Source organism: Jiangella mangrovi (genome assembly GCF_014204975.1).
GTDB lineage: Bacteria > Actinomycetota > Actinomycetes > Jiangellales > Jiangellaceae > Jiangella > Jiangella mangrovi.
This window is the reverse complement of the sequence record NZ_JACHMM010000001.1, coordinates 2,619,029-2,640,549: the sequence shown is the minus strand read 5'-3', so window position 1 is coordinate 2,640,549 and position 21,521 is coordinate 2,619,029. Positions and strand designations below refer to the sequence as shown.

Genomic DNA, 21,521 nt, shown 5'->3' with positions numbered 1-21,521 from the left:
AATATACTGCGATCATTCAGCCCTGATCAAGACTCGGAACTGGTCCACCGCGGGGAGAGGAAGGCCGGATGCCTGGCTCGAAGGTGGTGCGCTCGGTCGACCGCGCACTCGAGATCGTCGAACACCTGGCCCGCTGCGAGAAGCCGCAGACCCTGGCCGACCTGTCGGTCACCCTCGACATCCCGAAGAGCACGCTGCACGCCCTCCTCTGGACCCTGACCGGCCGCGGCTGGATCGAATCCGACGAGGCCAGCGGGCGGTTCCGCATCGGCCTGCACGCACTGCTGGTCGGCCGGTCGTACGTCGAGTCCGACAGCCTGGTGGCGCTGGCGGCGCCGGCGCTGGACCAGCTGGCCGCCGAGACCGGCGAGACCGTCCACCTCGGCCGGCTCGACGGCACGTCGATCGTCTACCTCGACAAGCGCGAGTCGGTGCATCCGCTGCGGCTGTTCTCGGCCATCGGCCGGCACCTGCCCGCGTTCACGACGGCGCTGGGCAAGTCGATCCTCGCCGAGCTGCCCGACGACCAAATGCTCGAGCACCTCTCCCAGCCGCTCGATCGCCTGACCCCGCACACGAAGACCGATCTCGCGGAGCTGCGGGCCGACCTCGCGCTGACGCGCGAGCGGGGATACGCCGTCGACAACGAGGAGAACAGCGAGGGGATCAAGGGGTTCGCCGTGGCGTTGCGGACGTCCGAGCCGCCGCACGACGCCCTCAGCTGCGCCATCCCGGTGGCCCGCCTCCACGACGACACCGAGGAGACAGTGGTCGCGCGGCTGCGCGAGGCCGCCGCCTCGATCACCGCCCTGGTGTCCGGCCGGGCGTTCTGACCCTCCCCTTCCCACCGCCCGGCCGACCTTGACGGGTCGTCCGGGCGGTTGTAACGTCGCCGTGCAGTATTTGGAACATTGTTCCCATTTGGGAACGTATGAGCGGGCTGGGCTCCGCACGACGACCACGTTCGCCGCTCCTGCGCCGGTGCCCGGTCACGACCTCCGAGCCTCGTAGGAGCCCCGTTGAGCGACCAGCCCCGGCACTTCGACTACGCCGATCTGACGGCGTTCACCACCGCGGTCCTGCAGGCGGTCGGGTGTTCCGCGACCGAGGCCCACCGCGTCTCGGAGTGCCTGGTCGAGGCGGACGCGCGCGGCCTGCCGTCCCACGGCCTGCTGCGGCTGCCGCTGTACGTGTCGTCGGTCGAGGCGGGAGGGATCGTGCCGGACGCGCCGATGACGTGGGCGCACGAACGGGGCGCGACGGCGACGCTGGACGCGGGCTTCGGCTTCGGGCACACGGCCATCGCGCTCGCCACCGACCGGGCCGGCGACCTGGCCGAACAGCACGGCTGCGCCGTCGTCGGAGTGCGGCGGAGCACGCACTTCGGCATGGCCGCTCCGTGGGTGGAGCGGCTGGCCGCACGCGGTATCGTGACGTTCGTGCTGTCGAACACCGGCCCGTCGATGGCACCGTACGGCTCGGCCGAGCCGCTGCTGGGCACCAACCCCATCTCCATCGGTTTCCCGGTCGACGGCAAGCCGCCGGTGGTGCTCGACATGGCCACCTCCGCCGGGGCGTTCGGGCGCATCGTGTCCGCGGCGAAGAACGGCGGCGACATCCCCGAGGGCTGGGCCCTCGACGCCGCGGGCGCACCGACCACGGACCCCGAGGCGGCGCTCAAGGGCGTCCTGCTCCCCTTCGGCGAGCACAAGGGCTCGGGCCTGGCCATCGCCATCGAGCTGCTGGCCGCGGCGGTGCCGGGTGCGCTGCTCAGCCACCAGATCACCGACATCTGGGTCGACCCGGGGTCGCGCATGGGCACCGGGCACCTCGTCATCGCGATCCACCCGGGCAGCCTGACCGGCACCGATACCTACACCGAGCGCGCCACCGAGCTCGTCGACCGCGTGTCGGGCAGCACCCTGGCCGCGGGCCACCCGGCGGTCCGGCTGCCGGGCGACGTCGAGCGGCACCAGTCCGAGGCGGCGCACCAGGGCGGCGTCGCCCTGGCCGAGAGCACGACGGCCGACCTCGACAAGCTCGCGAGCCGGTTCTCGCTCACCCGCATCCAGCCCGTCGGCACCACCGACACCACTCATCGCACCGGAGCAAAGGAGTAGTCCCGTGGGCGCCCTGGAAGGCAGCAGCATCCTCTTCATCACCGCGCACGAGTTCGAAGACGTCGAGGTCCTGTATCCGCTGCTCAGGTTCAGCGAAGAGGGCGCCGGCATCACCATCACGCATCCGCCGAAGGACATGCCCGGGCACTTCTCGCCCCGCTCCTACGCCCCGGACAAGCCGATCACCGGCCGGTTCGGCACCACCATCCCGTTCGTGGTGCTCGAGGAGGGCAAGCGCTGGCGGCAGGCGGTCCCGGCCGGCATCGACATCGCGGCCTTCGACGCCGTCTACCTGCCCGGCGGGTTCGGGCCCGACGCCGTCCGGCTGCACGGGCCGTCGCGGCGGCTGGTGGCCGAGGCGCACCGGGCCGGCAAGGTGGTCGCGTCCATCTGCCACGGGCCGCAGGTCATGATCTCGACCGACCTGCACGAGGGCACCGACCTCATCCGCGGCCGCCGCTGCACCGCGTACGCCGCCGTCCAGGACGACCTGAGGAACGCCGGCGGCATCTTCGTCGACGAGCCGGCGGTGGTCGACGGGAACGTCGTCACCGGACGCGTCCCCGACGACCTGCCGGAGTTCTGCAAGGCGGCCATCGAGCTCATCGCGAAGACGAGGGGCTGAGGGTTCAGCCCTGCTCGACCGGGACGACGACCAGCTCGGCGACGTTGACCCGCGGCGGTGCGGCGACGGCGTAGGCGATCGCGTCGGCGATGTCCTCGGGTACGAGGATCTCCATCGACTCGCGCCACTGCACCAACTGCTCGCGGTTGCCGTCGTGGCGCATGCCGGCACCGAGCTCGGTGCCGACGAAGCCGGGTTCGACGTTCTTGACCCGGACCTTGCGCGGGCCGAGCTCGGCGCGCAGGTTCCGGGTCAGGTGGGCCACGGCCGCCTTGGTGGCGCAGTAGACGGCGTAGTCGGTGAAGACCAGGTGCCCGCCGACGGAGCCGACGTGGACCAGGTCGGCCGCGCCACCGTCGGCCGCGGCGGCGATGAGGTCGTCGGCGAACGCGCGGCCGGTGTGCAGCAGGCCGGTGATGTTCGTGCCGATCATCTGGTTCCACTCGCGGGTGTCGGCGGACTCGAACGGCGCGGCCAGCATGACGCCGGCGTTGGCGACGACGAGGTCGACGCGGCCCAGCTCGGCCCGCACGCTCCCGGCCGCGGCGGCGACGGCGTCCTGGTCGGTGATGTCGACCGGCACGGCAAGAGCGCCGATCTCGGTGGCGAGCGCCTTCAGGCGGTCCTCGCGCCGGCCCACGACGGCGACGGCGGCTCCGTCGGCGGCGAGCCGGCGGGCCGTGGCGCCGCCGATCCCGCTCGTGGCTCCGGTGACGACCGCGACGCGGCCGGTCAGGGGTGTGTCAGTCGTGGTGTTCATGCCTCCACGGTCGCCGCCGCGGCGAGGGCCAACCAGATCGCGTGACGACCAGGAGACCGGACCCTGGGAGTCGCACACCCACCCAGCCGGCACGCCGACGACCTAGGCTCGGGGCATGGCGGACGGCGACACCCGCAGCGACAACCGGCTGGGCGAGTACCTGCGCGCCCGGCGCGAGCTCGCCCAGCCCGCCGACGTCGGCCTGCCCGAGGGATACGGCCGCCGCCGGGTGCCGGGGCTGCGCCGCGAAGAGGTGGCCATGCTCGCCGGCGTCAGCGCCGACTACTACGTCCGCCTCGAGCAGGGCCGCGACAAGCACCCGTCCGAGCAGGTCATCGAGGCCCTGGCCGGCGTGCTCGGACTCGACGACGACGCCGTCGCCCACGTGCGCGAGCTGGCCCGCCCGGCGAGCCGCCGCCGTCGGCCGCACCCCCGTCCCGAGCGGGTGAGCCCTGGGGCCGCGCGGCTGATCCAGAGCTGGGCGTTCACGCCGGCCCTCGTCGTCGGCCGCTATCTGGACGTGCTCGCGGCCAACCCGCTGGCGACCGCCCTGAACACGTGCCTGCGCAGCGGCACCAACCAGGTGCGCTCGTTCTTCCTCGACCCCGTCGCCCGCGACATCTACCCCGACTGGGACACCGTCGCCGTCGACACCGTGGCCAGCCTGCGCGCCACCGCGGGCGCCGACCTCGACGACCCGCGGCTCACCGAGCTGGTCGGCGAGCTCTCGCTGAAGAGCGAGGAGTTCCGCCGGCTCTGGGCCCGCCACGACGTGCGGGTGAAGGTGTCCGGCACGAAGCGGTTCCGGCACCCGATGGTCGGCGACCTCACGCTCGACTACGAGACGCTGGCCGTCAACGGGGCGCCCGGCCAGCTGGTCATCGCCTACCACGCCGAGCCGGGCAGCCCGTCCGAGCAGGGCCTGGCGCTGCTCAGCAGCACCGTCGCCTCCCAGAACGAGGGCGCGGACGCGCCGCCCGTCCGGTCGCTCTGACCGTCACATGCCGGCCAGGATGTCGACGACGACCACCACGGTCGAGTTCGCGGGGACCCGGTCGGTCGCCTCGGCGCCGAAGGCCTTGCCAGGGGGAACCACGAGCTGCACCCGGCTGCCGATCGGCTGCCCCGCCAGCCCCTCCTGCCAGCCGACGATCGCGTCGGACAGCCGCATGACCGTCGTCTGGCCGTCCTTCCAGGTCGAGACCACCTCGGTGCCGTCCCACAGCCAGGTGCTGTAGTTCACGACCAGCCAGGAGTCCGCGGTGACGGGGTCGCCCGTGCCCGTGATCAGCGGCTGCACCACCAGCTCGCCCGGCGGATCGCCCTCGGCCGGCGCCATCGCCGGCGTGCCGTCGGCGGCGAAGGTGAGGACCGGCAGGCCGGACTGCGGTGTCACCGCCGTGCCCTCGGCCTGCTCGAAGACGGGTCCGGTCCCGAGGATCTCGAACGAGTAGATCGTGGTCAGGCCGTCGACCGGAGCGCCGAACAGGACCCGGGAGCCGACGGGCGCGCCCACCATCGCCCCGAGCAGCTCCTCCGGCAGGCCGCCCGGTTCGGCCACGAGCAGCTCGGGGCCCTGCTCGTAGGAACTGGCCTCGATGGTCTCGGTCTGGGGGTTGAAGGACGCGACGTGGACCGCCACGGCGTCACCCGCCTCGACGGCCGGGCCCGTGCCGACGTCGGCCACCCGGGCGACCTCTCCGGTCAGGGCGAGCGGCGGCTCGACGTTGAAGAACGGCATGGTGCCCGGGTTCCCGGTCAGCGTGACGCCCTCGAGTGCCGCGACGTCGGCCTCGTGGTCGGCGGGAGGAGCCGACGCCGGCGGGCCGGGCGGGGACGGCTCGGCCGGCGCGGACGGATCGGTGGTCGCCGGCTGGTCGTCGGCGGCCGGGTCAGCCTGATCCTCCCCGGAACACCCCACCAGCAGGAGAACGGTCAGGGCCGCGCAGGCCGCGGTGACGGAGCCGCGTCGTCGCATGGGTGCCATCCGTCCTAGATCCCGGCCAAGATGTCGATGACGTACACGAGGGTCGACCCGGCGGGGATGAGGTCCCCCCGGCCCTCGTCCCCGTAGGCCAGCTCGGGCGGCACGACCAGCATCACCCGGCTGCCGATGGTCTGGCCCACCAGCCCCTGCCGCCAGCCCTCGATGGCACCGCTGAGGACGATGGGCTTCCCGGCGCCCTCCTCCCAGGTGTTCTGGAACTGGGTGCCGTCCCAGAGCGCGCCGGTGACCTGGACGACCAGGCTGGAGTCGGCCGTGACCGGCGCACCGGCCCCGACGAGCAGCGGCTGGACGACCAGCTCCTCCGGCGGCGGGCCGTCGGAGGGAACGATCACCGGCATCTGGACGTCGGTCGTGCCGCTGTCGGCGTGGTCGACGAGCGGCAGTCCGGGTTGCAGTCTCGCCTCGGTGCCCTCGGCCTGGGCGGGGACGTCCAGCACGGACTCGATCTCGAACGCCCACAGCGTCGTCCGGTCCTCGGCCACCGGCGCGGCCAGCAGGACCCGGGCACCCACCTGGGCGCCGACCAGCACGTCCAGCAGGGCGGCCGGCATGTTGGCCTCGTCGGTCATCAGGATCTGCGGAGCGGCGTCATAGGTGTTGCCCTCCTCGGTCCCGTCGGAGCCGTCGACGGTCACGACGTCGGCCACCACGGCGCGGTTCACCTCGATGACCGCGCCCGCACCCGGCTGCACGACCCGGGCGACGGGCCCGGTGACGCTGAGGGGCGGGGTGAAGTCCACCACCGGCGCGGTGCCGGGTTGCGCCGTCTGTGTCACCGTGGCCAGCGCCGCCGCGTCCGCCTCCGCGTCGATCGACGGGAGCGCCGACGGGACGGCCGACGAGTCGCCCCCGCCGTCCTCCCCGGAACACCCGGTGAGCAGGACGCCGGCCAGGGTCACGCAGGCGGCGGTGAACAAGGTGGTTCGGCGCATGGGTCAGTCCTCATCGTCGGGTCGTGCCGTGACCTCCGGCAGAGTGGCCGCCGCTGCGGCACGGCCACTCTCGTCCGTGGGCGGGGAGCCGTGCCGCCGGGTTGCCCCGGCGGCACGGCCTTGGACGAGCGACTAGTCGTCGCAGGCGAATGGAGCAGCCGTGTACTGGTACTCCACGTCCTTCGTGAACGGATACTCGACCGGGTCGCCGCCGGCGGTGGCCGCGACCGTGAACGTGCCTTCCGGAACCGTGTCGGAACGGGTCCCGATGGAGACGTTCACCGTGGCGCCGGGCGCGATGGACGGGAAGGTCCTCGTGCCCTGCGGCGTCGTGACGGTGACGTCCTCGGCCGCGACGTCATCGGTGTTGGTCACCTTGTAATCCATCCGCGCCCGGTCGGCGTAGCACTTGCCCGACACCTCGGTCGTCAGCTGCAGCGAGTCGATGCCCTCGTACGGCACCTCGATCGTGTGCGTCTGATCGCCCTTGGTCGCGGTCACCGTGGCCACGCCGTCGGGAATCGGCCCGTTGACCTTGAACCTGGCGTTCGGGTGCGCGTCCGGACGGACGTTCGTGAACGTCTGGGTGCCGTAGTCGGTCGTCACCGTGATGTCGACGTTCGGCACCGTCTCCTCGAGGTTGATCACCTCGATGTCGAGCTGCGGCTGCTGTCCGTGCCAGTTGTCGACACGGCCCTTGCCGAGGATGGACACCGCCGGCCGGTTGTCGGCGGGCTCGTACATGCGGACGTCGTCGAACTGCAGCCAGCCCTCGGTCGAGTTGGTGTACTCGATGCCCATCATCACGAAGTCCGGGTAGGCCGAGTTGGCGTGCCACATGTCCGGCCACGTGCGCTTGGTCGAGTTCCCCTGCCGCGTGCCGTCCGGGTTGAACTGGTTGGTCGTCGACCGCGCGTAGCCGTTGTAGCGGCCGTCGTAGTGGTCGCCCGGGTAGGCGTTGTAGCGCCACACCGGGTTGTTGTTCAGGATGAAGGGGCGGTAGTAGCGGTAGGTGTGCCAGCCCACGTCCTGGAACATGCCGCTCCACTCGAGCGTGTAGCCCAGCTCGGAGCGCTCGACCGCGAAGGTGTACGGGATGTACGGGAAGAACCGCGGGTCCGACTGCGCCATGGCCCGCGGCGCGTTGGTCGTGGTGTCCTCGTAGATCATGCGGCCGGGGTGGTCGGGGTCCGGGACGGAGTTGTTGCAGTCGGAGAAGAACCGCTGCGACTGCCCCGCCATGCGGCCGACCTCGTAGTAGCCGCCGGCGCTGTTGAAGCCGTTCATGCGACCGCTGACCCACGGGTTGACGCCGTTGCGGTGCGTCTCCTGCATCCGCGTCAGCGTGCCGGTCTCGGAGTTGCAGACGGCGCCGTTGTTGTTGCGGTCCGGGTCGGTGGCGAACTGGTCCATCAGCACCTTGCGGTGGTAGTGCCAGAAGTGCAGGTTGCGCGGCATCGGGTTCTGGACGTCCGTGACCGTCAGCGCGTGCAGTCCGTTGTAGCCGGCGCCGCCGTAGTTGAGCGGGTTCCAGTTACCGCGGCCGCACTGCGGAACGGTGTAGGCGTTGGTCTGGCTGTCCGGCCACGGATACTGGTTCTTGCAGTTCTCACGGCCGAGCGCGTCGGTCACGGTGAAGCCGTTCCACCGCGGGGTGCCCGGCGCGATGCTGTACTCGCCGTCGTCGCCGTACTCGAATCCGGGGTGCTCGGTCCACATGGACCATTCCCCGGTCTCCGGGTCGTACCGCTCGCCACCCATCTCGTAGCGGGTGACCGTGTACTCCATGCGGTACTCGGCGGGCATCGGCCGGGTGTTGCGGATCATCGCGCCGGCAGTCGGGTCGTCGGACCTGAGCTCGGCGACGATGTTGCCCGTCTCCGGCTGCCTGATGACGTGGAAGACACCCGGACGCTCGGGCTGGTTCTTGCCCGACGTGAGGTCCTGCTGGCGACCCGTCAGCGCGACGGTGATCCAGTTGTCCTCACCGATCTCCTTGGTCTTCTCCCAGGTCCGGAACGACCTGATGGCCTGGCCGAAGCCCATGCCCATCTCGCCCCAGTAGGCGTCGCCGTCGTCGTCGCTGATCGTGTCGTAGACGTTCTCGTAGTTGTCGAGCTTCCACGGGATCTCGTCCATGTCGATGTCGAGATCCTCTTCGTCGAACAGCTCGCGGTACTTCAACTCCCAGCCGGGCCGGAAGGTCTCGTCGACGGAGGCATCCGCCCCGCCGTCCGCGCTGTCGCTGGCCGACGCAGCCGACGGGCCTGTGGTCAGCGTCAGGACGACCGCCAGCCCCACCCCCAACCCCAGCGCTGGGGTCAGTTCACGTCTTCTTCGCACTTGTTCTACCCTCTTTCCTTCGGGTGCGTTCGAAAGAGCTAGTGCCGACCTCATCCCTTCTGTTGAGTCGATTCGATGGGATACTGACTTCGCTTGTCGGCTTGGTGGCGCGCCTCCGTGGGCGCTCAGTAATCGCTGGTCGCGTCGAGGTACTCGGTCGCGTTTCCCGACCGGACCAGCGGCGAAGGCACGAAGGAGTTCCTGGCGAAGTCCTCGCGCCTGAAGATGGTCGCCATCAGGTTGACGCCCTGGACGCCGATCTCATCGGGGTCGACCAGGGACGTGGCGTTGAAGCTGGAGCCGTCCATGATGGCCTCGAACGCCCGCCGGGTTCCGCCCACGCCGACGAAGATCATCTCCTCGGAGCGTCCCGCGTCGGCCGCGGCCTTCTGCGCCCCCAGGCACATGGCGTCGTTCTGGCAGAACACGGCCACGATGTCGCCGTGACTCGCCAGGAGCGAGTTCATGACACGCTCGCCGCCCGCCTCGGTCCAGTCGCCGAACTCACCGGAGTCGACCACCGACATCTCGGGCAGGGTCTCGGCGAAGCATCGCGCGAAGCTCTCGTCCAGGAGCAGCCCGATCGGATGAGTGGCCGAGCCGCCCTTGATGGTGGCGACCTTGCCCCTGCCGCCGAGCGCGCTGCCGATGTAGTCGCACGAGTCCCAGCCGACCGTCGCGTAGTCCGGCCCGACCCACGCGTTGTAGAAGCCGGAGTCGAAGAGGCGGTCGACGAAGACGAGCGAGACCTGCGAGTCCTTCATCGCCAGGGACACGCCCGGAGCGTTGACCAGGTCACCGCCCGAGACGATGATGCCGTCGACCTCCTGGGCCAGCAGGCCGGTGACGTCGGCGGCGAGCTGGGCGGAGTCGCCGCCCGCGTCCGTGCTGATGGCGGTGATGCCGACCTCGGCCGCCCGCTCCTCCATGGCCGTGTTCAAGGCGGCCAGGTAGGGAGTCGCCAGTGAGTAGTTGGCGATGCCGATCGTGAAGCCGTCGGCCTGGAAGGCATCGACGGACGGGGCGGCCGAGGGCGCGCTGACCGGCGTCTGCGACTCCTCGACCTCCGACGCCTGATCGGCAGCTTGGCAGGCCCCGAGGCCGAGTGCGATCAGGGTCGCGCCTGTCAGTGCCACAAGGGATCGAGTCGACCGCAGCATGGACGTCACTGTCCTTCTCTGGTGATGGGAAGTGCGTTCTGACATCGGGCGGGCCACCCGGCCCTGGCGCGGCTCCGCCCGGAACGAGACCCATACTCGCCTGTTCCCATATACGAACCACGTTCTCATACGCGACGCCACCATATTGTCGGCATCGTCCAGCGTCAAGAGGGCGGCCATGCCCGCCGGGTGGCCGCCGGTGGCCGGACGAGACCTTGACGGCGCATGACGCTCGCTGTACCGTCCCGTCCAGAAATACGAACCATGTTCCTAATCGCGAACATGTCACCGGCCCTTGCCGGGTGCACCTGACGCCATCGACGAAGCTGGAGAAGTTGCGGGATGCCTGAACAAGCGGCGTACACCGACGTGACCAACCCCGGCACCGGGGAGGTGCTCGGCCGGCTGCCCCTCATGACGGCCGCCGAGGTCGACGCGGTCATCGCGAACGCCGCGGCCGGGCAGGCCGCCATGGCCGCTCTTCCCGCGCACGCCCGCGCCGCGCTGCTGCTCGACGTCGCCGCCCGCCTCGAGGCCGAGCGCGACTCGCTGGCCGCCCTGCTGGCCGCCGAGAACGGCAAGCCGATCGAGCAGACCGAGGGCGAGGTCGACGCGGCCGTCCGCATCTTCCGCGGCAGCGCCGGCGAGGCCACGCGGCTGTTCGGCACCCAGTACCCGCTCGACGCCGTGCCCGGGCTGGAGCACCACCTCGCGGTCACCGTCCGCGAGCCGCTCGGCGTCGTCGCCGCGATCGTCCCGTTCAACTACCCCGTCGAGCTCTACGCGCACAAGGCGGCCGGGGCGCTGGCCGCGGGCAACGCCGTCGTCGTCCAGCCGCCGCTGCGCTGCCCGCTCTCGCTGCTGCGCGTGCACGAGCTGTTCGCCGAGGCCGGCGCGCCGGAGTTCGCGCACCAGCTGGTCACCGGCGGCGTCCCGGTCTCGCAGCAGCTCGCCGACCACCCCGGCATCGCCGCCATCGGCCTCACCGGCAGCACCGTCGCCGGCCGCGAGATCGGCCGCCGGGGCGCCGGCACCTTCAAGAAGGTGCTGCTCGAGCTGGGCGGCAACGACGCGCTCATCGTCTGCGCCGACGCCGACCTCGACGCCGCCACCGACGCCGTCGTGCTCGGCCGGCTCGCCCGCGGCAACGGCCAGATCTGCTGTGCGGTGAAGCGCGTCTACGTCGACGCGTCGGTGCACGACGAGTTCGTCGAGTCGCTGACCGCGAAGGCCGCCGCGCTCACCGTCGGCGACCAGCTGCAGCGCACGACCGAGGTCGGCCCGCTCATCGCCGAGTCCGCGGCACAGGCCGTCGAGGGCGCCGTCAAGCAGCTCATCGACGACGGCGCCCGGCTCACGGTGGGCGGCGTGCGCGACGGCGCGTTCTACACCCCCGCCGTGCTCACCGACGTGCCGGCGAGCAGCCCGGCGCTGGCCGAGGAGATCTTCGGCCCGGTCGCGCCGGTCGTGGGGTTCACCGACCCGGCCGAGGCGGTCGCCATGGCCAACGCCTCGCCGTACGGCCTGCAGGCGGCCGTCTTCACCCGCGACGTCTCGCGCGCGTTCGGCATCGCCAAGCAGCTCGACGTCGGCGGCGTGGTCATCAACGGCTCGACGGCGCTGCGCGCCGAGAATCTGCCGTTCGGCGGCACCAAGGACACCGGCGGCCACCGCGAGGGCTACCACCACACCGTCCGCGACCTGACCCGCGAGAAGACGGTGATCGTGATGGAGGCGTTCGGGTGACGCTCCGGATCCGCGGTGTCCGCAAGTCCTTCGGGCCGGTCGAGGTCCTGCACGGCATCGACCTCGAGGCCGGGAAGGGCGAGGTGCTCGCCGTCGTCGGGGCCAACGGCGCCGGCAAGTCGACGCTGATCAAGATCCTGGCCGGCGCCCAGCCGGCGTCCGAGGGCGAGCTGTGGCTCGACGGCGACCGCCTCGACCTGCGCTCGCCGCACGACGCGCACGAGGCCGGCATCCGCACCGTCTACCAGGAGCTCACGCTGGTGCCGGAGCTGACGGTCACGGAGAACCTGCTGATCGGCAGCCTGCCGAAGCGGGCCGGGCTGATCGACTGGGCCGCCGCGCACCGGCGGGCGCAGGCGCTGCTCGACGAGCTCGGCTTTGGCGCGGTGAAGGCGACGACGAAGGCGGGCCGGCTCAGCGTCGCCCGCCAGCAGATGGTCGAGATCGCGAAGGCGCTGGTCAGTGAGCCGAAGGTGCTGGTGCTCGACGAGCCTTCGGCGGTCCTGGCCGGCGGCGACCTCGACTCGCTGTTCGCGCTGATCCGCCGGCTGCAGGAGCGCGGCGTCATCGTCATCTACATCTCGCACCGGCTGGCCGAGGTGGCGGCGCTGGCGAACTCGATCGTCGTCATCCGCGACGGCACCGTCGTCGCCACGACCACCCCGGCCGAGACCGACGAGTCCGAGCTGATCGCGCTCATGGCCGGTCGACGGCTCGAGCGCATCTACCCCGACCGCCGCCCGGCTGCCGGCGACACCGTCCTCGCGGTGCACGGACTGAGCCGCGACGGCGAGTTCAGCGACGTCAGCTTCGAGCTGCGGGCCGGCGAGATCGTCGGGCTGTTCGGCCTGGTCGGCGCCGGGCGCAGCGAGCTGGCGCACTGCCTGTTCGGCGACACTCGGCCCGACGGCGGCAGCGTGCGGCTGGACGGCGCGGACCTGCGGCCCTCCGGACCCGGCGCGGCCATTCGCTCCGGCTTGGCGCTGGTGACCGAGGACCGCAAGCGCACCGGCATCGTCGCGTCGATGACCGTCCGCGACAACATCGCGATGGCCACCATGCGGGCATCGATGCGCGGACCGCTCATCGACCGCCCGGCGCAGGGGGCTCGCGTCGCAGGCATGGTCGAGCGCTTCGACATCCGCCCCGCGCACAGCGCCGGCATGCGCATCGACCGGCTCAGCGGCGGCAACCAGCAGAAGGCGATCCTCGCGAAGTGGCTGCTGGCCGGGCCGCGGGTGCTCATCCTCGACGAGCCCACCCGCGGTGTCGACATGGCCACCCGCGTCGACATCTACCGCACCGTCGACGAGCTGGCCCGGGCCGGCTGCACGGTCCTGCTGATCTCGTCGGACCTGACGGAGGTCATCGGCGCGACCGACCGGGTGCTCGTCATGCACGAGGGGCGGATCGCCGGCGAGCTGGACTCGGCCGGCGCCACGGAGGACCAGGTGCTCGCGCGTTCGATCGGAGAGGCAGCATGACATCCCAGACCGCACCACCGCCCGTCGAGGACGACCGCCGGACCTCCCGGCGGCAGCTGCCTCGGCTCGTGGTCGGCGGCCGCGACGTCACCAGCGGCGTCGGTTTCGTCGTCGCTCTGGTGCTGCTGGTGGTCCTGGCCGCCGTCACCACCGAGAACTTCCTGACCGAGCAGAACCTCACCAACCTGCTGCGGCAGATGGTGACGGTCGGCCTGCTCGCCTACGGGATGCTCGTCGTCATCCTCACCGCCGGCATCGACCTCTCGGTCGGCTCGGTGGTCGCGTTCTCCGGCATCGTCAGCGCCGGGCTGGTCGCCGACCTGCCCATCCCGCTGGCGCTCACCGTCGGCGTGCTCGCCGGCGTGGGCTTCGGCCTCGTCAACGGGTTGCTGATCGCCGGGTTCGACCTCGCGCCGTTCGTCGTCACGCTGGCCGCGCTCACCACCATCCGCGGCCTGGCGTTCGTGTACTCCGAAGTGCCGATCGCACCGGAGGACCCGGGCTTCTTCACCCTCGGCACGGCGCTGGCCGGGCCGATCCCGGTGCCCACGCTGATCATGGTCGGCGTGTTCCTGGTCGGCGGGATCTTCCTGACCCGCACCCCGGCCGGTCGAGCCATCGTCGCCATCGGCGGCAACCGCGAGACCGTGCGGCTGGCCGGCATCAGCGTCAAGAAGCACCTGGTGCTGGCCTACACCATCAGCGGCACCTGCGCCGGCCTCGCGGGCGTGATCCTCGCCAGCCGGGTCGGCATCGCGCAGCCCAGCGTCGGTGTCGCGTTCGAGCTCGATGCGATCGCCGCCTGCGTCATCGGCGGCGCCAGCCTCGCGGGCGGACGGGGGTCCGTGCGGGCGACGCTCGGCGGCGTCCTCGTCCTCTCACTGATCAACAACCTGCTGAACCTGCACGGCGTCCAGAGCTTCTGGCAGCAGGTCCTCAAGGGCTTGATCATCATCGCCGTGATCATCGTCCAGCGCCGCTCGATGGGCGAGCGCGCCTGAGATCCGGCAGCACCATTCACCAGCGTGACACCACCAGAACAGGAGCAACGGACATGAAGGCTTCCCGGATCGGTGCCACCGTGGTCGCCGGCCTGCTCGCCCTCGGGCTCGCGGGCTGCGGCGGCTCGGACGACTCCGACGACACCAGCGGCGGCGGTGGCGGCGAGGAGACGAGCGAGGGCGGCGACTACACGATCGGCGTCGCGAACTTCACCCTCGGCGGCCCGTACTTCAACGGCATGGACACCGCCATCCGCGCCCAGGCCGAGGACCGCGGCGTCGAGGCCATCAGCACCGACGCCAACGGCGACGCCGCCAAGCTCGCCTCCGACGTCGAGGACCTGATCAGCCGCGGGGTCGACGCCGTCATCATCTCCGGCGGCCCGCTGGAGTCGGCGCCCGCCGTGCTCAACTCGCTGAGCGCCGCGGGCATCCCCGTCGTGCTGGTCGACCGGCAGTTCCAGACCGGCGAGTACACCAGCTGGCTGGGCCCGGACAACGAGCGCATCGGCGTCCAGGACGGCGAGTTCATCGCCGAGTACCTGCCCGACGGCGGCAAGGTCGGCATCATCAAGGGCGGCCCGGCCGACAACAGCATCGGGCTGGCCCGGACCGAGGGCTTCACGTCGGTCATCGGCAGCAACCCTGCCTTCGAGGTCGTCGAGGCACCGGACTTCGGCGGCTGGGGCTCCGACGGCGGCCTGACCGTCATGGAGAACCTGCTCGCGTCGCACCCGGACATGGCCGCGGTCTTCTGCGAGAACGACGCCATGTGCCTGGGCGCGCAGCGGGCCATCGAGAACGCCGGCCTGACCGACCAGATCGTCCTCGCCGGCGTTGACGGGCAGCTGGAGGCACTGGAGGCCATCGCCACCGGCGGCAACTACGTCGTCACCGGCCTGAACAGCGCCGACGAGATCGGCCGGCTCGGCCTGGACCGTGCGCTGGACATCCTGGACGGCGAGGACGTCGAGAAGGACACCGTCGTCGACTCCCCGCAGATCACCCAGGACAACGCGCAGGAGCACATCGACCGGCTGAACGAGATCACCAGCGGCTCGTAATCCGCTCGCACCGCAGGTCGGTGGCATGTGACGATCGAGCGCATGCCACCGACCTGGATGCTCGACGAGACCGCCCACGCCGGCCCGGAACACCTCGACCCCGCGTTCGTGGCCGGCTTCGACCGCAAGCAGGGCTACCCGGACCCGGTCTCGGACATCGAGCTGCTGGCGTCGCACGGGGTGCGCTCGGTGGTCGACCTCGGCGCCGGCACCGGCCAGTTCGCCGTCCCTGCCGCGGCCCGGTTCGACCGCGTGGTGGCCGTCGACGTGTCGCCGGCCATGCTGGCGTACCTGGGGTCGCGGGCCGCGGCGGCAGGAGTCACGGTCGAGCTCGTGCAGGCCGGCTTCCTCGGTTACGCACACTCTGGGCCGCCGGCCGACGCCGTCTACACACGGCACGCGCTGCACCAGCTGCCGGACTTCTGGAAGGTCGTCGCGCTGCACCGCATCGCGCGGGTGCTGCGGCCGGGCGGCGTGCTCCGGCTTCGCGACCTGGTCTACGACTTCCCGTCGTCGACGACCGAGCAGGTCATGGACGGCTGGGTGGCCGGCGGTGTCGACGACCCCGCCCAGGGCTACACCGGCGCCGACTACGCCGAGCACGTCCGCACCGAGCACAGCACGTTCCGCTGGCTGCTCGAGCCGATGCTCGACCATGCCGGGTTCGACATCGCCGACGTCTCCTACGACGACGGCGGCCTGTTCGGCGCCTACACCTGCATCAGGCGCTGACCCCCTCCGTCGGCCGCACTCTCCTCCACCCCTGCTCCCCCCTCAGAACGTGTGGCGCTGCTGCCGGACGTGGGTGAGCCGAGCGAACGGCACGCGTGCGTGGGGCGACGGGCAGTTCTGGGTCACCGTGCGGCGATCGCTGTGGCATTGCTGCGGAAACCCTGCGGCATCAGTGTCGCGTCCACGACGGCGATCTCACATCGTCGGCGCAGCAATCCCACACCGTTCACCCGCGCGACACGACACGACTGATCAGGGGCGTGTCGATTGAACCGCCCCGTCACTCGGGCGCGCCGCCGCACCACTTTCCCAACACGCGCTCTGAGACCGAGTTGGTATTGGAAAAGGCGGGCGACTGCTGGGCGGAATACCCGATCGATACCGCCGAACCTCCACGATCAGCTCGAGGCCGGCTGCACGGCCGGGTGGCGGCCGTGGGCGAGCAGCGTCCGCACCGCCCACACCGTCTGGTAGCCGCGCCATTCCAGTGCCCCGGCCGCCGACGACGAGTCGAAGTCGACGACCCAGCCGCCGTCGTCCTGCTGCAGCGCCTCGAGCCGGTCGAGGTCCTTCTCGACGGCGGCCGGGTCGAGCAGCGTGCGCAGCGGCCGGCCGGGCTCCGGCGACAGGTCGAGCAGGTGCATCGCCTCACCCTCGATGCCGCCCTCGACGGGGATGCCGCCGTCCGACGGGACCAGCCCACCCAGCCGGTCGAGCAGCGCTGGCGCCTCGGGCCGGGTGTCGTGGACGGCGTCGAGGAACACCAGCGAGAACATCAGCTCGTGGGCGCGCGGCCGCTCGGTCGCGGCGATGGTGCGCAGGCAGAAGTCGGTGGCACGCTCCAGCCACGGATGGCCGGCGACGACGGGGTCGAGCCGGGCCGCGCGGTGGGCCTGGCCGGCGACGGCGCTGGTGATCTGCAGCGACGACTCCGCCGGGTCGGCGCCGATCCACCAGTGCGACGTGCCGGCCGGGACCGTCACCGGCAGCGCGAACGGCAGCCCGCCGTCGGGCAGCGTCACGCCGGCGAGCCAGTCACAGAGCGGGCCGGCCAGGGCGCCGTCACCGGGGCCGGTCTCGGCCAGCACCTCGAACGCGTGCAGCGCGGCCGGCGGCTGGCTCTCCGGGGAGCGCAGGTCCGGCTCGAGGCCCCAGCCGAAGCCGCCGTCGGCGTTGCGGTAGCCGGCCAGGGCGGCGAGCGCCCCCGTCGCCGTCGACACCGGGTCGCCGATCAGCAGGCCGAGCCTCTGCCGGTCCAGCTGACGGGCGTGGCCGGCCATGAACGCGGAAGCAGCGGTGAGATCCATACCGCCATGCTCCCGCGCCCGGCCGTGCGGCGCTTGAAGGTTTCGGACGTCAGCGGGCGCCGACGAGCTCCGGCTCGCTGACGCACTCGTGCGTCACGGCCGCGCTCACCACCGCCGGCCGGCCGCCGCGCGTCGAGCGCCGGGCCAGCCCCACCAGCAGGACGCCGGTCAGGACCGCGGTCGCGACGACCAGCCAGCCGGCCGACCGGACGCCACCGCCGTCGATCACCGCGCCCATGACCAGCGCGACCGGCAGGAACGCCATCCAGGAGAGCGCGCTCACGCCGGACGCCACGCCCGAGCGGACGGTCGAGGGCACCGCGTCGTGCAGCAGCTTCGAGAGGTGGATGCCGGCGAGGATCGTCAGCACCGCCATCAGGACCTGCGCCGGCACGATCAGCGCGGCCGTGGCGCCCGTGGTCAGGACCAGCCCGGTCGCCGCCAGCAGCACCGTCGCGGCCGCCGTCACGCGCGGGGAGTCCAGCCGGACCCGTCCCGCCAGCACGCCGGCGAACCCGAACGCCGCGGTCAGCGCCGCCCAGTAGGGCCCGAACGCGACCGCCGGCACGGCCAGCGCGACCAGCCAGAGCGGCCCGAACTCGAACAGCATCGACGTGGTGCCGGCGGCCAGCACGATCGCCGCCACGATCGGCAGCACCTGGCCGCGGTCGCCGAGGATCCGGGCGGTCTGGGCCAGATGGCAGCGCAGCGACTCCGGCCGGCCGGTCTCGTGCAGCCGCGGCTCGCGGAACCACAGCAGCGCCAGCGCCGCCAGCACCATGAACGGGACCGTCAGGTAGTAGGTCGCCCGCAGCGAGAGCACGCCCGCCAGCCAGCCGCCGGCCAGCGAGCTGGAGACCAGCGAGACGCTCTCGACCAGCCGGACCCGGCCGACCGTGCGCTCGAACAGGTCGCTGCTGCCGGTCTCTTCGAGCACGGTGTCGTAGACGACGGCGTCGAGCGTGCCGGTCGACATCGCGAAGTAGACGCCGAGCGACATCGCACTCACCAGGTACAGCGGGACGCCCGTGCTCAGGCCGCCCAGCAGCGCCGCGCCCGCCAGCCCGGCGGTGCCGACCAGCAGCACGGACCGCCGGCTCCACCGGTCGGCCAGCACGCCGGACGGGATCTCGATCAGCGGCACCATGGCGGCATAGACGGCGGTCATGATGCCGATCGTCATCGGGTCGAAGCCGATCTCGTCGAGGAACAGCTTCTCGATCGGCACCCACAGCAGGATGGCCTGCAGGGCGACGGCCACCTGCAGCGGACGCAGGCGGCGGCGCAACGCGGTGTGACCAGTCGGTGGTGTCGGCATGCCCGTGCAGTGTCAGCGGGGCCGCCGGACGTTACGCCGTCAGGCGGAGGAATCTCGGAACGCCGCCAGCAGCCGGTCGCGGTCGGCGGGCGACAGCGGCGCGCCGCCGGACAGCCCGGCCAGCACGTCGGTGGTCTGGCGCACCTGGTCGACGTAGAGCTCGCAGCCGTCGCAGAGCGAGATGTGGTCGACCACGCGCCGCTCCGTCGCGGGGTCGAGGTCGCCCTCGAGGAACGCGGTGACCAGTTCGACCAGCTCGGTGCAGGCGAGGTGGTCGACGGGGTCGTTCAGCGACTCGGTCACGACGCCTCCTCTCCGTCGGCGAGGTACCGCTCCAGGCAGCTCCGGACCGCGGCCCGGGCCCGGTGCAGCAGCACCCGCTGGTTGGCCGCCGAGATCTCCAGTATCGAACACACCTCGTCGGAGTCGTAACCGTGCACGTCGCGCAGGGTGATGACGACCCGCTGGCGGGCCGGCAGCCCGGCGACGGCTGCGGCCACCTGGGCCCGCACCTCGGCCGCGAGCAGCGCCTGCTCGGGCCACGGCGACGGCGGCCGCTGCCAGTGCCCGGCGTGCGGATGACCGGGCGGGGCGAACCGGGCGGGGTCGACGGTGGGACCCTGGGCGTCGCCGCCGCCGTCGCCGGCGCCCAGGCTGCTGGCCGGGACCGAGCGCGCCTCGCGGCCGCCGCGGCGCTGCGCGGTGTTGGCGACGATGCGGTAGACCCAAGTGCGCAGCGAGGACCGGCCGGCGAACGTGGCGATGCCGCGGACGACGGCGAGCCAGGCCTCCTGCACCACCTCGGCGGCGGAGTCCTCGGTGGACACGTAGACCCGGGCCAGGCGCACCATGCCCGGCGACCACGCGTCGACCACCTGGGCGAACGCCGCCTCGTCGCCGGCCAGGAGGAGGCCGGCGAGCTGGTCGTCGGGCGGCAGCTCGGAGGGCGGCACCGGATCAGCATCGCATCGGCCACCGACATTGTCGGTCCGGCACGGCATGCTGGTCACTTGCCAGGCGGAACAAGGAGGTTCCCCATGGACCACGCCATCCAGGCCGACGGTCTCGTCAAGCGCTTCGGCGAGACCACCGCGCTCGACGGCGTCAGCCTCGCGGTGCGCTCGGGCACGGTGCTCGGGCTGCTCGGGCCCAACGGCGCCGGCAAGACCACCGCCGTCCGCATCTTCGCCACCCTGCTGCGCCCCGACGACGGCCATGCCACCGTCGGCGGCTGCGACGTCGTCCGCCAGGCCCACCAGGTGCGCCAGCTCGTCGGCCTCACCGGCCAGTACGCCGCCGTCGACGAGATGCTCACCGGCACCGAGAACCTGCTGCTCATCGGGCGATTGCTGGGCATGCCGAAGCCCGACGCCAAGGCCCGGGCGCGCGAGCTGCTGTCCGACTTCGACCTCACCGACGCCGCCGACCGCGCGGCCAAGACCTACTCCGGCGGCATGCGCCGGCGCCTCGACCTCGCCGCCAGCCTGGTGGGGCGCCCGTCCATCCTGTTCCTCGACGAGCCCACCACCGGCCTCGACCCACGCGCCCGCGACGAGCTGTGGACGCGCATCCGCCGGCTGGTGTCCGGCGGTGTCACGGTGCTGCTGACCACGCAGTACCTCGACGAGGCCGACGCGCTGGCCGACGAGATCACCGTCATCGACCACGGCCGGGTCATCGCGGCCGGCACGCCCGACGAGCTCAAGGCCAAGACCGGCACCCAGACGCTGGTCGTCCGGCCCGAGGACGACGCGCACCTCCCGGTCGTGGTCGGCGTGGTCGAGGACCTCACCCGGGCCACGCCCGAGCTCGACGGCGTCCGGGTCACCGCACAGGTCACCGACCCCGCCGTCCTGCCCGCGGTGGTCCGGCGCCTCGACGACGCCGGCGTGCTGGTCACCGAGCTGACGCTGCGCGGCGCCAGCCTCAACGAGGTGTTCCTCTCGCTCACCGGGCGACCGGTCGAGGACGAGACCGAGTCCGAAGGGAGGCCGGCATGAGCACCGCCACCGCGGCCCGCCCCGCACCGGCCGAGCTGAGCCCGCGCGTCGGCGTGGGCGAGGGCATCCGGCAGACCATGACGCTGGCCTGGCGCACCATCGTGCAGGTCCGGCACAACCCGTGGGAGCTGGGCGACTTCAGCATCCAGCCGATCATGTTCGTGCTGCTGTTCACGTACGTGTTCGGCGGCGCCATCGCGGGCACCACCGGCGACTACCTCACGTTCGCGCTGCCCGGCATCATCGTCATGAACATGCTGTTCATCACCATGTATGTCGGCACCGGCCTGAACATCGACCTCACCAAGGGCGTCTTCGACCGGCTGCGCTCGCTGCCCATCGCGCGCTGGGCGCCCATGGCCGGGCGCATCATCGCCGACCAGGTCAAGCAGGCGTGGTCGATCTTCCTGCTGCTGGCCATCGGCATGCTGCTGGGCTTCCGCATCGGCACCGACATCTGGTCGCTGCTGGCCGCCGTGGGGCTCATGCTGGTGTTCGCGCTGGCGTTCTCGTGGGTGTCGGTGCTGGTGGGCGTGCTGGCGAAGGACCCCGAGAAGGTGCAGCTGTTCGGGTTCACCGCACTGTTCCCGGTGACGTTCGTGAGCAACGTGTTCGTCCCGACCAACACCATGCCCAGTTGGCTGCAGCCCGTCGTCGACGCCAACCCGGTCACCATCCTGTCCGACGCCTGCCGGGCGCTCATGGTGGGCGACGACACCGCCGGCACCGAGTGGTACGTCGCGTCGGCCACCACCCCGGCCGTCCAGTCGCTGCTCTGGGCGGCCGGCATCGCGCTCGTGTTCGCGCCGCTGTCGGTGTGGGCGCTGCGGCGGCGCGTGTGAGCGGGGTGGGCGTGGCGGGTTTCTGACATGGCGGCCATCGGCCACCGCTGACCTCTCGGCGGGTGGGGTGGGCGGCCCC

At 71.8% G+C, this 21,521-nt stretch carries 20 protein-coding genes; 11 read left to right on the top strand and 9 right to left on the bottom strand.

The window, feature by feature from the left end:
- The first annotated feature begins 68 nt into the window (after window positions 1-68).
- The 3 genes from HD601_RS12295 (at window position 69) to HD601_RS12285 (ending at window position 2,745) form a co-directional block, all read left to right on the top strand.
- Window positions 69-833, top strand: coding sequence for an IclR family transcriptional regulator (locus HD601_RS12295; protein WP_184822245.1), 765 nt, complete (start codon window positions 69-71; stop codon window positions 831-833).
- Window positions 834-1,019: 186 nt separating this feature from the next.
- Window positions 1,020-2,120 carry an Ldh family oxidoreductase gene (locus HD601_RS12290; RefSeq protein ID WP_184822243.1) on the top strand — a complete coding sequence of 367 codons (1,101 nt, stop codon included), beginning with the start codon at window positions 1,020-1,022 and terminating at the stop codon, window positions 2,118-2,120.
- 4 nt (window positions 2,121-2,124) lie between these two features.
- Window positions 2,125-2,745, top strand: coding sequence for a DJ-1/PfpI family protein (locus tag HD601_RS12285; RefSeq protein WP_184822242.1), 621 nt, complete (start codon window positions 2,125-2,127; stop codon window positions 2,743-2,745).
- A gap of 4 nt (window positions 2,746-2,749) precedes the next feature.
- Here HD601_RS12285 and HD601_RS12280 read toward each other — a convergent pair whose 3' ends face one another.
- Entirely contained in the window at window positions 2,750-3,505 is a 756-nt protein-coding gene (locus tag HD601_RS12280) for an SDR family oxidoreductase (RefSeq protein WP_184822240.1), read from the bottom strand.
- 115 nt (window positions 3,506-3,620) lie between these two features.
- Here HD601_RS12280 and HD601_RS12275 point away from each other — a divergent pair, with 115 nt between their 5' ends.
- Complete coding sequence (locus tag HD601_RS12275) at window positions 3,621-4,499, top strand: helix-turn-helix transcriptional regulator (RefSeq protein WP_184822238.1); 879 nt, start codon at window positions 3,621-3,623, stop codon at window positions 4,497-4,499.
- A 3-nt stretch (window positions 4,500-4,502) separates the two neighbouring features.
- Here HD601_RS12275 and HD601_RS12270 read toward each other — a convergent pair whose 3' ends face one another.
- The 4 genes from HD601_RS12270 to HD601_RS12255 all read right to left on the bottom strand — a co-directional run bounded on the left by HD601_RS12270 (window position 4,503) and on the right by HD601_RS12255 (window position 10,128).
- Complete coding sequence (locus HD601_RS12270; RefSeq protein ID WP_184822236.1) at window positions 4,503-5,483, bottom strand: FKBP-type peptidyl-prolyl cis-trans isomerase; 981 nt, start codon at window positions 5,481-5,483, stop codon at window positions 4,503-4,505.
- A 14-nt stretch (window positions 5,484-5,497) separates the two neighbouring features.
- Complete coding sequence (locus HD601_RS12265) at window positions 5,498-6,445, bottom strand: FKBP-type peptidyl-prolyl cis-trans isomerase (protein WP_184822234.1); 948 nt, start codon at window positions 6,443-6,445, stop codon at window positions 5,498-5,500.
- A 132-nt stretch (window positions 6,446-6,577) separates the two neighbouring features.
- Window positions 6,578-8,788 carry a COG1361 family protein gene (locus HD601_RS12260; protein ID WP_184822232.1) on the bottom strand — a complete coding sequence of 737 codons (2,211 nt, stop codon included), beginning with the start codon at window positions 8,786-8,788 and terminating at the stop codon, window positions 6,578-6,580.
- Between the two features lie 125 nt (window positions 8,789-8,913).
- Window positions 8,914-10,128: a sugar ABC transporter substrate-binding protein gene (locus HD601_RS12255; RefSeq protein WP_184822230.1), complete on the bottom strand. Its 1,215-nt coding sequence runs from the start codon at window positions 10,126-10,128 to the stop codon at window positions 8,914-8,916.
- Between the two features lie 162 nt (window positions 10,129-10,290).
- Between HD601_RS12255 and HD601_RS12250 the strand changes: the two genes are divergently transcribed.
- From HD601_RS12250 to HD601_RS12230, 5 genes are read left to right on the top strand one after another with little or no spacing between them, the layout of a single operon-like run.
- On the top strand, window positions 10,291-11,694 hold the full coding sequence (locus HD601_RS12250) for an aldehyde dehydrogenase family protein (RefSeq protein WP_184822228.1): 1,404 nt from the start codon (window positions 10,291-10,293) through the stop codon (window positions 11,692-11,694).
- Entirely contained in the window at window positions 11,691-13,178 is a 1,488-nt protein-coding gene (locus tag HD601_RS12245) for an ATP-binding cassette domain-containing protein (protein WP_184822226.1), read from the top strand. The genes HD601_RS12250 and HD601_RS12245 overlap by 4 nt, the downstream gene beginning before the upstream one ends.
- Window positions 13,175-14,179, top strand: coding sequence for an ABC transporter permease (locus HD601_RS12240; protein WP_184822224.1), 1,005 nt, complete (start codon window positions 13,175-13,177; stop codon window positions 14,177-14,179). The genes HD601_RS12245 and HD601_RS12240 overlap by 4 nt, the downstream gene beginning before the upstream one ends.
- 53 nt (window positions 14,180-14,232) lie before the next feature.
- A complete protein-coding gene (locus tag HD601_RS12235) occupies window positions 14,233-15,243 on the top strand; it encodes a substrate-binding domain-containing protein (RefSeq protein WP_184822223.1) in 1,011 nt (336 codons plus the stop codon).
- 42 nt (window positions 15,244-15,285) lie between these two features.
- Window positions 15,286-15,975 (top strand): class I SAM-dependent methyltransferase, encoded by a 690-nt coding sequence (locus HD601_RS12230; RefSeq protein ID WP_184822220.1) that lies wholly within the window; start codon window positions 15,286-15,288, stop codon window positions 15,973-15,975.
- Between the two features lie 398 nt (window positions 15,976-16,373).
- Here the strand turns inward: HD601_RS12230 and HD601_RS12225 are convergent, their stop codons facing one another.
- Genes HD601_RS12225 through HD601_RS12210 form a run of 4 tightly spaced genes read right to left on the bottom strand, consistent with a single transcriptional unit; the run spans window position 16,374 to window position 19,553 of the window.
- Window positions 16,374-17,282 carry a hypothetical protein gene (locus tag HD601_RS12225; protein ID WP_184822218.1) on the bottom strand — a complete coding sequence of 303 codons (909 nt, stop codon included), beginning with the start codon at window positions 17,280-17,282 and terminating at the stop codon, window positions 16,374-16,376.
- Between the two features lie 49 nt (window positions 17,283-17,331).
- On the bottom strand, window positions 17,332-18,600 hold the full coding sequence (locus HD601_RS12220) for an MFS transporter (protein ID WP_184822216.1): 1,269 nt from the start codon (window positions 18,598-18,600) through the stop codon (window positions 17,332-17,334).
- A gap of 39 nt (window positions 18,601-18,639) precedes the next feature.
- Entirely contained in the window at window positions 18,640-18,903 is a 264-nt protein-coding gene (locus HD601_RS12215; protein ID WP_221440879.1) for a zf-HC2 domain-containing protein, read from the bottom strand.
- Window positions 18,900-19,553, bottom strand: coding sequence for an RNA polymerase sigma factor (locus tag HD601_RS12210; protein WP_343076403.1), 654 nt, complete (start codon window positions 19,551-19,553; stop codon window positions 18,900-18,902). Before HD601_RS12210 ends, HD601_RS12215 begins: the two co-directional genes overlap by 4 nt.
- Window positions 19,554-19,637: 84 nt before the next feature.
- Between HD601_RS12210 and HD601_RS12205 the strand changes: the two genes are divergently transcribed.
- Entirely contained in the window at window positions 19,638-20,600 is a 963-nt protein-coding gene (locus HD601_RS12205) for an ATP-binding cassette domain-containing protein (RefSeq protein WP_184822214.1), read from the top strand.
- A gap of 77 nt (window positions 20,601-20,677) precedes the next feature.
- Window positions 20,678-21,442 carry an ABC transporter permease gene (locus tag HD601_RS12200; RefSeq protein WP_343076499.1) on the top strand — a complete coding sequence of 255 codons (765 nt, stop codon included), beginning with the start codon at window positions 20,678-20,680 and terminating at the stop codon, window positions 21,440-21,442.
- Window positions 21,443-21,521 lie beyond the last annotated feature (79 nt).